15 protein-coding genes are annotated in these 15,860 nt (G+C 47.2%); 11 read left to right on the forward strand and 4 right to left on the reverse strand.

Annotated elements, in window-relative coordinates; translation table 11 throughout:
• The 5 genes from MiSe_RS41590 to MiSe_RS41610 all read left to right on the forward strand — a co-directional run.
• On the forward strand, nucleotides 1-186 hold a 186-nt coding region (locus MiSe_RS41590; protein WP_226591873.1), incomplete at its 5' end, for a hypothetical protein.
• 63 nt (nucleotides 187-249) lie between these two features.
• On the forward strand, nucleotides 250-1,629 hold the full coding sequence (locus MiSe_RS41595; RefSeq protein WP_226591875.1) for an AAA-like domain-containing protein: 1,380 nt from the start codon (nucleotides 250-252) through the stop codon (nucleotides 1,627-1,629).
• Nucleotides 1,630-1,982: 353 nt separating this feature from the next.
• Complete coding sequence (locus MiSe_RS41600) at nucleotides 1,983-2,255, forward strand: DUF4278 domain-containing protein (protein WP_226591878.1); 273 nt, start codon at nucleotides 1,983-1,985, stop codon at nucleotides 2,253-2,255.
• Nucleotides 2,256-2,720: 465 nt separating this feature from the next.
• A complete protein-coding gene (locus MiSe_RS41605; RefSeq protein WP_226591880.1) occupies nucleotides 2,721-4,832 on the forward strand; it encodes a calcium-binding protein in 2,112 nt (703 codons plus the stop codon).
• 41 nt (nucleotides 4,833-4,873) lie between these two features.
• Nucleotides 4,874-5,059, forward strand: a complete 186-nt coding sequence (locus MiSe_RS41610; RefSeq protein ID WP_226591882.1) for a hypothetical protein — start codon at nucleotides 4,874-4,876, stop codon at nucleotides 5,057-5,059.
• 635 nt (nucleotides 5,060-5,694) lie between these two features.
• On the opposite strand, the gene MiSe_RS41615 is transcribed toward MiSe_RS41610, so the two are convergent.
• Entirely contained in the window at nucleotides 5,695-5,877 is a 183-nt protein-coding gene (locus MiSe_RS41615) for a hypothetical protein (protein ID WP_226591884.1), read from the reverse strand.
• 429 nt (nucleotides 5,878-6,306) lie between these two features.
• Between MiSe_RS41615 and MiSe_RS41620 the strand changes: the two genes are divergently transcribed.
• Nucleotides 6,307-7,572, forward strand: a complete 1,266-nt coding sequence (locus MiSe_RS41620; protein ID WP_226591886.1) for an alpha/beta hydrolase — start codon at nucleotides 6,307-6,309, stop codon at nucleotides 7,570-7,572.
• 661 nt (nucleotides 7,573-8,233) lie between these two features.
• On the opposite strand, the gene MiSe_RS41625 is transcribed toward MiSe_RS41620, so the two are convergent.
• The gene (locus tag MiSe_RS41625) at nucleotides 8,234-8,506 is read right to left on the reverse strand and encodes a hypothetical protein (RefSeq protein ID WP_226591888.1); all 273 of its coding nucleotides are present in this window, start codon (nucleotides 8,504-8,506) and stop codon (nucleotides 8,234-8,236) included.
• Nucleotides 8,507-8,636: 130 nt separating this feature from the next.
• A complete protein-coding gene (locus tag MiSe_RS41630) occupies nucleotides 8,637-8,912 on the reverse strand; it encodes a hypothetical protein (protein WP_226591890.1) in 276 nt (91 codons plus the stop codon).
• A gap of 270 nt (nucleotides 8,913-9,182) precedes the next feature.
• Between MiSe_RS41630 and MiSe_RS41635 the strand changes: the two genes are divergently transcribed.
• Nucleotides 9,183-10,271 (forward strand): adenylate/guanylate cyclase domain-containing protein, encoded by a 1,089-nt coding sequence (locus tag MiSe_RS41635; protein ID WP_226591893.1) that lies wholly within the window; start codon nucleotides 9,183-9,185, stop codon nucleotides 10,269-10,271.
• 260 nt (nucleotides 10,272-10,531) lie between these two features.
• On the opposite strand, the gene MiSe_RS41640 is transcribed toward MiSe_RS41635, so the two are convergent.
• Nucleotides 10,532-10,954 (reverse strand): hypothetical protein, encoded by a 423-nt coding sequence (locus MiSe_RS41640; protein ID WP_226591895.1) that lies wholly within the window; start codon nucleotides 10,952-10,954, stop codon nucleotides 10,532-10,534.
• 352 nt (nucleotides 10,955-11,306) lie between these two features.
• Between MiSe_RS41640 and MiSe_RS41645 the strand changes: the two genes are divergently transcribed.
• The 4 genes from MiSe_RS41645 (at nucleotide 11,307) to MiSe_RS41660 (ending at nucleotide 15,607) form a co-directional block, all read left to right on the forward strand.
• Nucleotides 11,307-11,543: a DUF433 domain-containing protein gene (locus MiSe_RS41645; RefSeq protein ID WP_226591897.1), complete on the forward strand. Its 237-nt coding sequence runs from the start codon at nucleotides 11,307-11,309 to the stop codon at nucleotides 11,541-11,543.
• Nucleotides 11,540-11,881 (forward strand): DUF5615 family PIN-like protein, encoded by a 342-nt coding sequence (locus MiSe_RS41650; protein ID WP_226591899.1) that lies wholly within the window; start codon nucleotides 11,540-11,542, stop codon nucleotides 11,879-11,881. The genes MiSe_RS41645 and MiSe_RS41650 overlap by 4 nt, the downstream gene beginning before the upstream one ends.
• A 368-nt stretch (nucleotides 11,882-12,249) precedes the next feature.
• Nucleotides 12,250-12,471, forward strand: coding sequence for a hypothetical protein (locus MiSe_RS41655; protein ID WP_226591901.1), 222 nt, complete (start codon nucleotides 12,250-12,252; stop codon nucleotides 12,469-12,471).
• A gap of 319 nt (nucleotides 12,472-12,790) precedes the next feature.
• Nucleotides 12,791-15,607 carry a choice-of-anchor Q domain-containing protein gene (locus MiSe_RS41660; RefSeq protein ID WP_226591903.1) on the forward strand — a complete coding sequence of 939 codons (2,817 nt, stop codon included), beginning with the start codon at nucleotides 12,791-12,793 and terminating at the stop codon, nucleotides 15,605-15,607.
• Nucleotides 15,608-15,860: the final 253 nt, after the last annotated feature.

Raw genomic sequence — 15,860 nt, forward strand, 5'->3', positions numbered from 1 at the left:
AAAAATTCTTGTGGGGTGGGCGGGCAGGATGCCCACGCCACAAAACCAGAAAAATTCTTGTGGGGTGGGCGGGCAGGATGCCCACGCCACAAAACCAGAAAAATTCTTGTGGGGTGGGCGGGCAGGATGCCCACGCCACAAAACCAAAAAAATTCTTGTGGGGTGGGCGTCGGTGCCCGCCCTTGAAATCGTCTCAAAAGGACTTTTGCCAAAGGTCTAATGATAAAATAAACAAAAGGCATATTTCTCATGAAAGACAGTACGGGCGAGCAACTAATAGACTTTGATGTCGCTCTGAAGGTAGCAGACGCGGCAGTTTTTGCTCAGACCAAAAGACACCTGAAAAACATTGAAGTCGCGGTTTTGCGCGGAGCTTGGTTCGGTCAAAGATATGATGAAATTGCGACAGAAAATGGCTACGCACCTGAGTACATTAAACACGATGTAGGGCCAAAATTGTGGCAGATTCTGTCATCGAGTCTGGGGGAAAAAGTCAATAAAACAAATTTGGTCGCAGTTCTGGCACAGCGAGAGAATCCGGTAGTGGGGGAAAATGTTCCGCCATCTTTTTCTGAGTCTCTCAAATTGGAGTCGTTAGTTGGACTAATTCCACTTAATTCAACTTTTTATGTAGAACGTCCGACCGTTGAGTCTCGCTGTTACGAAGAAATTATGAAACCGGGGGCGCTGATTCGCATTAAAGCACCCAGTCAAATGGGTAAAACGTCTTTAATGGTGAGAATTCTCGCTCGTGCTAAACAACAAATTTCTGATGCTGGGGATGTCTGCACTGTACCTTTGAGCTTGCAACGAGCAGATCGATCTGTTTTCACCGATCTGGATAAGTTCTTGCGCTGGTTTTGTGCTTCTATTACTCGCAAGCTTCAATTACCGCACAGAGTCGAGGATTACTGGAGCGAAACTTTTGGGAGCAAAAATAACTGCACGGCTTATTTTGAAGACTGTTTGTTACCAGAAATTAACGGCTCTTTGGTATTAGCTCTCGATCAAGTTGATTGGGTATTTTTACATCCAGAAATTGCCGATGATTTCTTTACCCTCTTGCGCTCGTGGTACGAAGAAGCAGCTTATGGAGACAGCGGTAATCCTCTGTGGCAAAATCTGCGACTGATTATTGTCCACTCTACTGAAGTTTATATTCCCCTGGATATCAATAAGTCACCGTTTAATGTGGGATTGGCGATTGAATTACATGCGTTTAATTCAGAACAGGTATTCGATTTAGCTCAGCGTTACCGACTTAACTTATCACAAACCGAATTATCTGAGTTAATGCAACTGGTGGCGGGGCATCCTTATTTAGTGCAACAAGCGCTCTATCATTTGGCGCAGCAAGACTTAACCCTGGGTCAACTCGTGCAAACGGCTGCTACTGATGCAGGTATTTATTGCAACCATTTACATCGGCATTTACGCAGTCTGCAAGAACATCCCCAATTAGCAGCAGCTTACGACCAAGTTATCAAAGCATCCAAACCTGTAGATTTAGAACAACTTTTAGCCTTTAAACTGCACAGTATGGGACTGGTGGCGCTGCGGGGGAATCAAGTTGTACCCAGTTGCGAGTTATACCGCAGGTATTTTAGCGCTCGCCTCCCATCCCCGTGATATCGGTTGCATCAGACCGCAGGTGAGCAGGTGAGCAGGTGAGAGGGTGAGAGGGTGAGAGGGTTTTCTCACAGACGAGGACATGATATGATATCAAATCCGGTTGCATCGGAATGATCGGCCTTTCTTGGTAATTGCTAATTGCTAATTGCTAATTGGTAATTGCCCCTACAGGTCGTAATTCCGATGCAACCGGAAGCGATATGACATTTATCTCCGATGTTAAGTCCAAAAACTTAAAAGTTAAGTAGTTGCTTTCCTAAAACTCCTTAACTTTTCTGTATCGACGCAAGTCTTTTGCAAATTTTATAAAGGGATTATCAACGCTACCCAATTCCTAGCGAGACAGAATTATGCAACTCTCTTATCGCGGTGTCAGCTACGAATTAAATCCCTCTCATAACCCCAGCATTCCCGGTGAAATTATCGGTAAGTATAGGGGTGCAGTGCTGCGAACGCGAGTGCGGAAGGGAGGCATATCGCAACATTGCACAAACTCACCCGTGCCTGAATTACTCATCACCTTGCAGTACCGAGGAGTTAGCTATCAATCTGTTGCAAATTACTCGTTTAACTCGGTAAGCGCCAAGGCTTTTCAGGACGATCCATTGGCAATTAGTAAGTAAGTGGGCATCAATAATTTGTTCGTAGTAAGCGCTGTCTTCGCTGAAGCGCTTACTACGAGCAGACAAGATTTTCAGCCAGATTTTGCATCACTTTGAATCCCAGCTTTTATTGTTCCTCCAACCTAGTGTTGGATCCGAGCAACTGCTGACTGTGCAAACTTTTTCTGATGTTTAGACAGGCGATTGCATGAGAGTTCTCCAAAAACTCTTGTGGGATAGGCGTCTCGCCTGTCTTTGGCTGGAATTTTTGCAGAGGTTTATTACACCCAGGACTTACGCACGACGATCGTATCACCAAAGTTTCTGCGTAGATCTCTGGTTCCCAAACCAACGATTTTTCAGAGAAACTTTGGTGATTTGCGTAAGTCCTGACACCTCTCCAAAAAAGTAACTCAAGGGCAGGCAGGATGCCCACCCCACAAGAGTTATTGCAGAAGTTTATTACACCAAAATCGGAGAATCATCATGGCAACTTTTTTAGTCGATAGTTACAACGACCAAAACGTTCCCGGTGACGGAAAAACAACCCTGCGAGAAGCAGTTGCCCTTGCCGCCGCTACTCCCGAAGCGGATACTATCAATTTATACGCGGTTGCAACTCTTAATAGCCCAATTCTTCTAACTCCAAATAACAGCATTACCTTTCAGGGAACTTCACCCAATACCAGTGGGTTTAACGGTCAGGGTACATCCTCGCTATTTGCGATCGATCGCACGCAAAACGTCAACTTTTCTAACCTATCTTTCTTCAACGGCAATGCTCGCGGGGAAAATGGTGTCGGTAACGGTGGTGGCGGTTTGGGTGCTGGCGGCGCCTTGTTTATCAACCGTGGCAGCGTGCGGGTAAATAACGTCACATTCAGTGGCAACCGGGCAGTGGGCGGCAATGGCGGCGCTGGCGGTGAGGGCAATGGCGGTGGAAATGGTGGCAGTGGCGGTGCTAACATCTTTACTCCCAGAGCTTTTAACGGCGCTACTGGCGGAAGGGGAGGCTTGCCCAGCTTTTTTATATCGGGGATTGTACCTGGATCGGGTGGCACAGCTGGTCAAAAAAGTAGCGGAACTAGCGACGAAAACGGTAGCTCGATCGACATTCCTGCAACTCCTGGCGGTAACGGAGGTGGGGGGACTTATGGCACAGGCGGCGGCGGTGGCGGCGGCGGTGGTGGCGGCGCTGGTGGGGCTGGCCTCTTTATAGCTGCCCAGTCCGGTGCCAATGGTGGTGCTGGGGGACTGGGTGGTTTTGGTGCTGGCGGCGGCGGCGGCGGCGGTGGCGGCGGTGGCGGCGGCAACGACCTGACTGGTCGGACAGGTAGTGGCGGAACTAGGGGTGCAGGTGGTGCTAGCAGTCGCTACGGTGGCGCTGGACAGAACGGATTTAACGGCAGCAGCGGTCGCTCAACCTTCCTCAATGACGGACCTGGCGATCGCGGACTTGGGGGTCGAGGCGGCGGCGGTGCCGGTCTAGGCGGTGCGGTCTTTGTTTCTGATGGCGCTGTCCTTAGCGGCGACAACGTGCGCTTTACTGGTAACGTAGCACTCGGCGGTAGCGGTTATCTGGTCAATAATACTCCTGCCGGTGGCGGTTCTGGTGTGGGTGGTGCTGCCTTTGTTCAGACTGGCGGACAATTCAACGTCACGGGGGTAACTTATAGCGGCAATTCAGCGGCGAACCGCAGCAATGATGTTGACTATGATTATTATCCGGTTGCCGTGGCGCGAGGGGATGGAACGATTACCCTAGAGAACTTTCAGGGCGTCGGGCGGGGCGCGAACCCAGATCCGGCGATCGTTAACAGGATTGATGAATTGCACTTTTCCGGTGACGGCCTCGTTGCCAAAAACCTACTGCTGAACCAAACCGACAAGGATTTAGAAATTACGTTTGAAGGCGTTGACGATACTAAAGTTATCCTCAAAAACTTTGCCCTGGAAAATCTAGATAACCTGTCAATTCCTGGAGGTCTGCACGGTCGATTAGGCAACATTTTGTTTGATGGTGACACTCAACTTCAAGACAGCTTTGATGTCTTCGATGCCGACTCCTATCCCCACCGAGTTTTTAACCGCAACACGGTGACATTTCTCAACGAGCTTGACAATAATGTCAGAGGCTTAAACGACTCCGATGATGTTATTAACGGTCAGGGCGGCGATGATAACATCACAGGTTTAAGTGGCAACGATCTTCTGCGCGGTGGCGATGGCGACGACATTCTACGCGGGAGTGCTGGTGCCGATACCCTGATCGGAGGTCGAGGGGACGATCTGCTTAACTTGGGCTTTGATACTGACATTGACACGCTTTTGTATAACAGCAGCGATGGCAGCGACACGGTGAACAACTTTACTCAAGGTGCGGGTGGCGATTTAATTGGGTTTACGAATATTTCCCATATTGATGTACTGGTTAATTGCAATAGCACTGAGTTCCGGCTAGGCAATAGCCTTGCTGAAAATGAGACATTTGGTACGGGTGAGTTGTTAGTCAAGCTGAATCGAACCACTGGCTTTACAGCGGACAATATTAGTTTGAATTTAGCGGCTAATAATACAGCACAGTTTTCGTTTGCATAAAGCTGTGGCAAAAGTCTAGCTCTTCCTAGAAACCCGGTTTTTTGAAAAAACCGGGTTTCTTGTGCGAGAAGGGTGAATCGCAACGCGAAGGTGATGGGGTGGCTGGAAATCAGGGATTTGGTGCGGGTGAGTTGTTAGCCAAGTTGAATGGAACGACTGGATTTACGGCTGATAATATTAGTTTGAATTTGGCGGCTAATAATACGGCTCAGTTTTTGTTTGCGTAGCGAAGTTGCTGCTTTGGGGTGTGCGATCGCAGATATCTGCCCAGAAACCCGGTTTTTTGAAAAAACCGGGTTTCTTGTGGGTTGAGAAGCGTGAATCGCCATGGGAGCGCAAATATTCGCGATCGCACAAGCTCAGAACTCGAACTTCCGAGATCAGAACTCGAACTTCCAAGATCAGAACTCGAACTTCCAAGCTCAGAACTCGAACTTCCAAGCTCAGAACTCGAACTTCCAAGCTCAGAACTCGAACTTCCAAGCTCAGAACTCAAACCTTCAAGCTCAGAACTCAAACCTTCTCACTTAGAGCCAGAACGTTCTCACTTAGAACTAGAACGTTCGAGCTACGAGCAACAATATTGCAGATAGGCGCAATCAAAGGAAAAAATAGTGAGTGCTGAGTCTGCTCAAGACACTCAGCACTCAGCACTAAACCTCAACAATCTGTAGCGCTATTGTTTAAAGTTGGTATCAGCTTCTAGGCAATAGCAACTTCGCTAATGCTCTCGCGCTCTCCTACGGTGCATTAAAGTTGAATGTCCATACCATATCATGTCCAATAGCAACGGTTGTGTAACTGCTAATAGCTAATCGCTAATGGCTGCTCTTGGAGGCAATTGACAATTAGCAATGAGCAATTAGCAATTAGCCATCCATACACTACCGATACCCAAGGACATGATATCACTCATTAACCGAGTCCCCTCACCTTGAGCGCGACAGTAAGCAATTGCTTCATAATCAGGTTCTTCGTGTTCTTCCTGGTAGGAAAGAATACTACTCTTTGACGCAATCGATCGTGTAGCGCTTGCCCGAAGCACTTTCCTCAATCCGCAGCCCCTTTGGTGATGCCATTGCAGTTTTTTTACTGTGATGATTTGGTGAGGAGGGACTTTTCGATGGCTCGCGAGCGCAACTTTTTTGGCGGTAAGAGAAGTCGGTGAGCCAATATTTCCTGGAATCCTAGAATTTTATCGCAAAAATATCATAAAAATATGAGAGCAACAAAATTTATGATTTTCTTAATCATTCCCCTGCCAACGCTGGTAGGGTGAAATAAAAGGTGCCCTTATGTCGCTTTCATCGCGAGCAGCTATCAGGTAGTGGGTGTTTTCGATCGGGTCTTACCGACGAGATCAGACAAGCAATACATTCAGCAGAACCAATACCAAATGACCTGTTGTTGAAAAAATTTAAGCTCGGATGAACAAAATTTATGATAGAGGTATCTTTGTTGTTAAAAATTAAACATGACCTGCCAAAGCATGAAACAATGGATTCGACTGGCTATGGTTATGGTGGTTGGTTTCTTAGTGTTCTCTCTCTCGATGCCGGGAGTAGCCCTGGGCGCAGAGATTGACCTGCCAACTAATCAAACTGAAACAGGTTTGCCAACTGACTACGATCCACTGCCAGAGCGCAAGGTTAAGCTTGACGATGCGACTGGCTGGGTCGATATCACTTACTCGACATTGCCAGGATATCGACCCCTACGCCTCGACCTCTACGGAGACTATAGTGTCGGGGATGTGCAAGACCTGAGTTTAAAACCTCCACGCCCCTTGGTCGTTTTCGTCCACGGTGGCGGATGGACGAATGGACAAAAGCGAGGAACTTCGGAATTCACCGATTTTCCGGGTGTGCTGGCTTTTCTGGCTAAATCAGGCTACGTTGTCGCCTCGCTGGAATATCGCTTGAGTGGCGAGGAACCCTTCCCAGGGGCTGTTAAGGATGTGAAGGCGGCGATTCGCTTCCTGCGTGCTAACGCTGTTAAATTTGGCATCGATAAGAACAAGGTTGCGCTCTGGGGGGCATCTGCTGGCGCTAACTTGGCATCACTTGCTAGCCTTTCCTGCAATGTTAAGTGGTTCGATCCGATCGATCCGAAAGGCATCTACAAAGATGTGTCCGATTGCGTCCAGAGCTTTGTCGGTTGGTATGGTCCCTACGACCTCGTCCAACTTTTTGGAGATGCAACAATATTTGAAAAACAGCTGACAGAGCCACAAAATAAAGACGATGCGCTAAAAAATCCAGAAGCTGTTGGAACAGTAGCCTTTTTGAGATGCGCTCTTGACGGGATTTGTCCCCATGAGAACCTCACACAAGCCAGTCCAGTAAAATATGTTGACAACAAGGATGTTGACAAAAATGGCCAGATTGACGATCCACCGATGCTCTTGATCCACGGAAAGGCAGATACCGCCGTACCCTACCAACAGTCTCAGGCTCTAGTAGAGAAAGTCAAGCAGGTACATCCGCAGGACCCGGATAAGTGGGTCAAACTACTGAAGATTGAAGGTGTCGATCACGGTTTCAGGAAAAAAACTGCTGAAAATAAACTTGATACATGTGTAACGCACCAAGCATTAATGCTGGCACTGACGGCAACCTTCAACTTTTTCGATGAACATCTCCTTCAGCCCCCAGACTACCCAAGGTGGACTTTTCCCGAAGATCCGATATGTGAGGTTGTTTACGACTTCCCAGATCTCTCTATAGTACAAAAGTTCTGATTCTCTGAATCTGAAGTTGTACCTGCGGGGGCAACTTCAGCGCTAAATACCCTGGATTTTTCCCATCAGAACTGAAGCGATCTCGCCGAAAATGCTGGCGGTTCATTCTATCAGTTTTCCACTTCAAAAACGGGATAAACCTTGCCCACCCAAATACCGCCAGCCTAACGTAAAAGCCTCAGAACTTACGCAAAGCCTCAAAATGTAGGGTGCGTTATCAGCGGTGTACGGCACCGCTACCGCTATATATGGAGTTGCTGCGTAATATCGTGTCCGGTTGCATCGGTTGCGTTTGGAGAGCAAAGGGGATGGGGGAGCAAAGGGGATGGGGGAGAAAAAACGCTTTTTCGCACAATCAACTATACACAACTGATCTCTCGCGGACATGATATAAGTCCTGAGACTACAACAAGTGATATGATGTCCGAGCGATCGCCCATAATTGCAATCTTGTAAAATCAATGGTTTTAGGCATTTTTATTATGGGTGAAAAGCCGGACATCATATGAGCCAGCGATAGTTACAGGCGCCCACCCTACAAATATGTTCAGGACTTAGTTTTAGCGAGGCAGAGCCTCTAGAATTTCGTTCCCAGGTTGAACCTGGGAACGAGTGAACCTGGGAACGAGTGACGAGTGACCTGGAAGGTGACGCGGTAAAGTTAGGCTGCTTCGCAATAGGAATCTCGATAGGGATACAGATCGTCATGGGATTTATTTACTGTAATAAAACACCGATGCTTTAGTAACTCTAATCGCTCGTGTAACTCAAGACTATCGTCTTCTTGGCTATCGCTTTGAGCTAAGTGTAAATTCTTCTCACCATCAACATTGTAATACAAAAGATTGCCAATTCTGTAATCGCGGCGGAATGTTGTCCTCCACTGGGAGTTACTTCCCCAAACCTTTGAGAGAGCCTGGTAATGTTTTGACACTAATCTTTTCCTGCTGTCAATCGTCTTGAATAACCTCAACAATTTCGCAATCAAAAGGCGAAAATTATGTCGGTGCTACTGACTCAAATCCTCAGGATTTCATGAATTAGTTGTACCGAGCAATTATAATTTATGGTCCCCACCAACTAGAGCCATCAGCTTGACCATGCTGAAAACGTAGAAAAAGTAATTCATTGACGCGATCAAGTGCATATAGTTGAAATAAATCTTCATAGGATGCCTCTGGTATTGGGGAACCATTCCTGCTAGCAAAATCCCTCAACCAAGCTTTGATTGACACGGCATTTTCCCACCAGGGATACAACACTTCCCCATAGAGATTAGTTGCCTGGTAGTTAAGGATTGAATGATGCAGTTCTCGGTATGGTGCTTGGCAAATGTGCATTTCTACAACCCCACAGCTTAACATTAAGCGGTTCTAACTTGGGCGAGCGCTCCCGATCGTAGGTGCGATCGCTTGTTTAATTTTTAATTAACTCCAGAAATCAGCAAAAATTAAGTTTATTCTCAGCTTAAACTCATTAACATTTCTGTATTGACGGAGCGATTCTTAAGTTCTATAACAGGAATAGTTACAACCGCGAGGCAATCGAGGGGTGCGCTACTATCACAAACGCTCGCTTTACATTCCACCCTATAGGGAATCACCCCAGCCATGTTGAACTTTTACCAACCCAATCGCCGCGCTATTCAAAAAGCTGTAGCAGCTTTAGCCGCTTACGGGATTGAACCATCCAGACAACAACGACTGGCAACCTTTTTACAAGAACAAGACAGCCGATGGCTCTATCATGCAAATCCCCGTGCGATCGCAGAAAGATTAAACTTAACAGAAGCAGCAACTTTGCAACTTTTGGTAATCGCGCTCAAACAAGGCATTGTTACCTTAAATTGGGAAATTCAATGTCCTAAATGCAAAGGAATTGACTTGAGTCCCAAACATTTGAGCGATCTGGGAACTCAGCATTCTTGTCCCGCTTGTCGCCACGTGCATTTCACCGATGCGGACGAGCAAGTGCGAGTGACGTTCAGCATTGATGAAAGGTTGCGAAAATTACCAAAAAATGCTGATGATTTAGCCTTTCGATCCCAAATCGATGCTAGTTTTGGGGTTGTTTCCGGACATCGTTTATTAACAACACAAACGTTTCGCGACTTGTTTCCCCGCGAAACAATTCCTCCGAATGAAAGTTTGTTGATTCGGCGAGTGGCGATTCTATTTACCGATTTGGCTGGTTCAACTGCACTTTATAGCCGTAATGGAGATGCGTTTGCTTATAGTTTAGTTCGCCAGCATTTTAATGTTTTATTTGAAATCGTAGCTCGGCACAATGGGGCTGTCGTGAAAACCATTGGCGACGCAATTATGGCAGCATTTACCATTCCGGCAGATGCGTTTGAAGCTGCGATAGCGATGCAAAAGCAGATGCAAGTTTTGAACCAGCAATTGCATCTTTTAGAACCAAATCAACTGATTCTCAAAGTCGGCATTGATGCGGGGCCTTGCATTAGCGTCACCCTGAACGAACGCCCCGATTACTTTGGGATGACGGTAAATACCGCCGCCAGAGTGCAAGGACTGAGCAAGGGTAATGATATTGTTGTGACCGATACCGTGCTGGCAGATCTCAAAGAGCAAGATAATTCTTGGGAACAAAATGAGGTGCAGTTGAAAGGACTAGAAGCTCCGATTCGGGTTCATACTCTGCGATTGTTTGGGGAAAAATTTAGCGCGATCGCATAGCTATATTGAGATTTTGCACCAATCTCATAGCAGGCTGTGGGAATTAATTCCAAGGGCTTTTAGCGAAAGTCCACGCTTTGTGGACTAAATACTTATTAGGACTTACGCAAAACATCTATCTGTAGAGTGTGTTAGCGCGCAGAGTAGGGCACCATTCTCCATATATAGTGTCTCTGGGTAAGTACTCTTATGATTAAAGGCTTTGGGTCCATTTTAATGGACTTTCGCTAAAAGCCCTTGGAATTGATTCCCACAGCGAGCTATGAGATTGGTGCAAGGAGCGATCGCAACAGAGTGTCGGCAGGTTGATGTGAATGAGTGGTGAAATCGCGATCGATACCTCTAGCGATCGCATATATCTGCCCAGAAACCCGGTTTTTTGAAAAAACCGGGTTTCTTGTGGGTTTCTGGTGCCGCTTCGAGAAGGGTGAATTGCAATGCGATCGCAAATATTCGCGAGCGCACAAGCTCAGAACTAAAACTTCCCAGATCAGAACTAAAACTTCCCAGATCAGAACTAAAATTTCCCAGCTCAGAACTAGAATTTCCCAGCTCAGAACTAGAATTTCCCAGCTCAGAACTAGAATTTCCCAGCTCAGAACTAGAACTTCCCAGCTCAGAACTAGAATTTCCCAGCTCAGAACTAGAACGTTCGAGCTACGAGCAACAATATTGCACCTCATAAGTAGGTAGGCGCGATCAAACGAAAGATGGGCATTGCCTACCAAAAGGCTACAACAAGTGAGCCAGCGATAGTTACAGGCAATGCCCACCCTACAAATATGTTCAGGGCTTAAATGTGCATTTCTACAACCCCACAGCTTAACATTCAGCGGTTCTAAGTTGAGCGATCGCTGCCGATCCTAGGTACGATCGCGTACAGCGTGCGGTCGGCATATCGCTCTGGTTGCAACACGCGCTCGCGCTGATGACATGATATAGAATGCGATCGCGCTATGCTTCCCAATCTAGTTGTAGAGAAAACCCTGGAAAATAAAGTAAGCTAGAGACAGAGGTTTCACAAAATCCTAAATAATGCCAGCATCCGTTCCTGATCTGTTTGACAGAATTACAGTGAACCCAAGACAATGTGGTGGTCGTCCCTGCATCCGGGGAATGCGGATTCGAGTCATCGATATCTTAGAGTTGCTAGCTGCTGGTTTGAGTTTTGAGCAAATCCTCGAAGAATTACCAGATTTGGAACTTGACGATCTCAAAGCTGCGCTCCTCTATGCAGTTGGCAAACTTGACCATCCCGTTCTAGCAGCATGACGATCTGGTTGAAAGCTCATCTATCCCCAGCCATTGCTACGTGGATTACTGCTACCTTTGGCATAACAGCAATCGCTGTGGGAGATTTAGGTTTGAGAGAATCAGAAGATCCCGATATTTTCGAGGTGGCAAAAGCAGCAGGTGGAGTCATTGTGATGACCAAAGATCGGGATTTTGTCGAACTGGTCGAACGATACGGAGCGCCTCCGCAAGTAATTTGGCTAACTTGTTTCAATACTTCTAACGCTCGTCTTAAGGAAATTCTGACGGCAACATTACCCAATGCCATCGAACTTTTGCGCTCGGGTGAAAGCGTTGTCGAGATTACAGACACCTAGAGATTAACCTACAAGCGATCGCGTCTAACTAACGCAAGTTGCTAGTTATAAACAAGGGCGTTGCTAATTGCTAATTGCTAATTGCTAATCTTGGATTTTTACTGACATTAGCCATTAGCCTCGTTCCCAGGCTCCTGCCTGGGAACGCCATTAGCCGCTCCCAGAGAGATAACTAGCAACTTGCGTTATATCGTGTCCGTTGAATCACCCGTAATAAAAACCACCTCTTGTGCGTCGTGGCGTAGGGTCACGGCAAGAGGGATATTTGGGAAAAACAGACAACGTTAATCATGTTCCCTACTTTTAATTGAGGGTAATCGACCGGACATGATATTAGAGATCTGCAAATTTTTTGTCATAGCGTGTGTTTGCGAAGCCTTGGAAGGGCGATCGCACAGCGTACCGTAGGCATATCGGGGGAGCATGTCAACTTTGTAGGTTGGGTTGAGGTACGAAACCCAACAAAAGCTGGTTTGTTGGGCTTCACTTACGTTCAACCCAACCTACACAGAAGAGCTAATTGCTTTCCTGACATGCTCCCCATATCGCTCTCGTTGCAACACGCGATCGCATCCTCATCTTCCACTTAAGTCCACCAAGCTGCAAAAGTTAAGTTCCCTCGCGCCGCCAACTCCTTAACTTTTCTGTATCGACGACTCCTATGGCAAATCTTACAACTGAATTACAGCGAATCGCTTAAAACTTTCGGGGCTTTATAAAACACAGCGTTGGGCAACCAGCGACCAGTTTTTATAGCGTGTTGCAGCAGTATGAGGTACACCTTCGTTTGTGTAGCGGCAGCGTTAACGCTGCCGCTACACAAACGAAACCCAAGGGCTGTACCTCACTCAATGGCAATCTGCTGTATTCGTGCAGACATCATTAATTGAATTACAGGAAAAAATTGCAATGGTAACTGTAAATTTCGATGCAATCGACAATTTTAGAACACCAGTCTTCAAACAGTCTGGCTTAACCATTACGGGTTCTGCTGACGTGACAAACGATCGCGTTGGTTTGAGCGGAGTGGGCGTATTTGGAGGATGGCGAAATGACTTGATCGACGGCAATGAGATTGCCTCCTTTTCTTTTGATCGCGGCGCTGCTACTAACGTATCTTATGAAGTAGGATTGTCGGCAGAGACGGGCAGTAGCGTTAACGGCATTTCGGCAGAGGCAACCATCACCGCTCAGGGGGTTAGGGGTAATTTTCTAGGAATCCACAGAATTAGCGGTCATCAAGTCAATGTTTCAGCTTTATTCAACAACGAACCTATTTCTGCTTTCCATGTTCGTGGGAATGGAGATGTTTCGGGTTTCAATGTGCGCTCGCTTACCTTTACTCCCGGTTTTAGCAACATCACAGTCGATCTTCTCGATGATGAAAACGATGGGGATTTCATTCCCGGCGATATATCCCTGCGAGAGGCGATTTTCGCCGCAGCTGATGGGGGAACTGTGAATTTTGACCCCAGTCTAGCAGGCAGCGCGATTCCCGAAGGGATCGCTGCGCGAATCGCACTAACTCTAGGAGAAATAGCAATCGACAAAAACCTCACGATTAATGGTTTAGGCGCAAACAACCTCACCATCAGCGGCAACAACGAATCCAGAATCTTCCGCATTAACGGCAATACGCAAGTTAACATCAACGGATTGACCCTTACCGATGGATTTAGTCAAGAAGATGGCGGCGCGATCGATAACCGAGGTATCCTCAATCTCAGCAACAGCACAATTCGCGACAGCATCGCCTCTGATGACGGCGGCGCCATTAACAATCTGGGAACATTGCGCCTAATTAATAGCACCCTCAGCAACAACATCGCCTCTGATGATGGCGGCGGGATTGGCAATTTCGGCGGTAGGGTGGAAGCAAGCAACAGTACGTTTAGCAACAATGCTGCCCAAAGCGATGGCGGCGGGATTTTTAACTTTAACGGTACGGTACAACTCGTCAGCAGTACCCTTACCAACAACGCGGTAGATAAAGGAAATGGCGGAGGTATTCGCAGCTTCCAAGGCACAACGTCAGTTAACAATACGATTATTGCCGGGAACTTGGATAGGGGAGAAGAAAGTCCCGATTTGGATGGACGCTTTACAAGTAATGGTTTTAATTTAATTGGAATTGTTAATGGCAGTACGGGATTTAGCAATGGCGTGAATCGGGATATCGTCGGTACTAGCACCACTCCCATCGATCCGCGCCTGACTTTGCTGCAAAATAATGGTGGTTCTACCTTCACCCATGCCTTGCTTCCTGGCAGTCGGGCGATCGATAATGGCAATTCCAATACCACCGGAATCGACCAACGGGGTGCCTCTCGCCCCCAAGGTTTTGCTGTGGATATTGGGGCGGTGGAAGCTGAATTTCAATTGCGCGATCGCTTGACGGTAGACACGCTAATTGATGAATTTGATGGGGATTTAGCCCCTGGAGATGTGTCTCTGCGCGAGGCAATTTTTGCTACTGCGGCGGGAGGAAGCATTGACTTTGACTCTAGCTTAACGGGGGGAACAATTCGTCTGACCCTCGGCGAATTGGCGCTCGCCAGAAACCTAAATCTTCAAGGATTGGGCGCAAATAATCTGACGGTTAGCGGTAACAATACTTCCCGCATTTTCAACGTGGATGATGGCAATAGCAATACTGCGATCGAGTTGATTCTGGATGGAATTACCCTAACCGAGGGTGCGACAAATGACAACGGCGGCGCAATTTCTAACCGCGAGAATCTGACTGTTCTCAACAGCACAATTACCACCAACACCGCAAATTTCGGAGGTGGCATCTTCAATCTGGGTACTGCCACAGTCCGCAACAGCACAATCGATAGCAACACTGCCAACAGTCACGGTGGTGGGATTTTAAACCGAGGAAATTTGAGTGTTGATCGCAGCACGATCTTTGGCAATTTAGCCTTAGTTGAAGGAGGTGGTATCAACAACGATGGCGGCACGCTAACCGTAACTAATAGCACCATCAACAGCAATCTTGGTCAAACGTACAGCGGTGGAATTGACAACGATCGCGGCACTGCAACTATCATCAACAGTACCATCAGCGACAACTTTGCCGAGAACTTTGGCGGTATCGCTGCCTACCTTGGTAACACCACCATCCTCAACAGCACGATTACAGCGAATGTAGGCAATGGCGACGGCAACGGTTTGTTCAACGGCACGGACAGCACCACCACCGTGACAAACAGTATCGTAGCAGGCAACTGGAATAACAATGATGTAGGAGCGATCGCTTCCTTCACCAGTGGAGGAAATAACCTGATTGGCAATGGCAACGGTGTCAGTGGATTTACCAACGGATTGAATGGCGACATCGTTGGTACAGCAGCAAATCCCATCGATCCTTTAATCGGTTCTTTGCAAGATAACGGCGGTGCAACCTTCACCCACGCCTTGCTTGCGGGCAGTCCTGCAATTGATGCTGGCAATAATAGCAACGCCCCAACAACCGATCAGCGCGGCATTACCCGTCCACAAGATGCCGTTGATATCGGTGCATTTGAACTCGTGGGGAATGCAATTACCTCATTCAATTCGGTGGTGAATGGTGGTAGCGTCCAGTCAGGTTTCAGCAATACGTCTTTCAGCATCCTGCGCGATGACTTGTTACCGATACCCAATGGAACCACTAAGTTTATATCAGATAATCTGGGTGCGAATTTGCTCGCTGGCAATACAACAGAGTTGTTGTTTGCGTAAGTGCGATCAATATTGGTAGGGAACATCAGTAAATTTTGACGCTAACTCAAAGCTTTTAGATGTTCCCTACCCCGCAAACGCTGTGGTGGAAAATGGCTGCATTTGTGGGTCTACCCCGCTGGGAATAATACAACAGAGTTGTTGTTTGCGTAAGTGCGATCAATATTGGTAGGGAACATCAGTAAATTTTGACGCTAACTCAAAGCTTTTAGATGTTCCCTACCCCGCAAACGCTGTGGTGGAAAATGGCTGC

Source organism: Microseira wollei NIES-4236 (assembly GCF_020521235.1).
GTDB lineage: Bacteria > Cyanobacteriota > Cyanobacteriia > Cyanobacteriales > Aerosakkonemataceae > Microseira > Microseira wollei.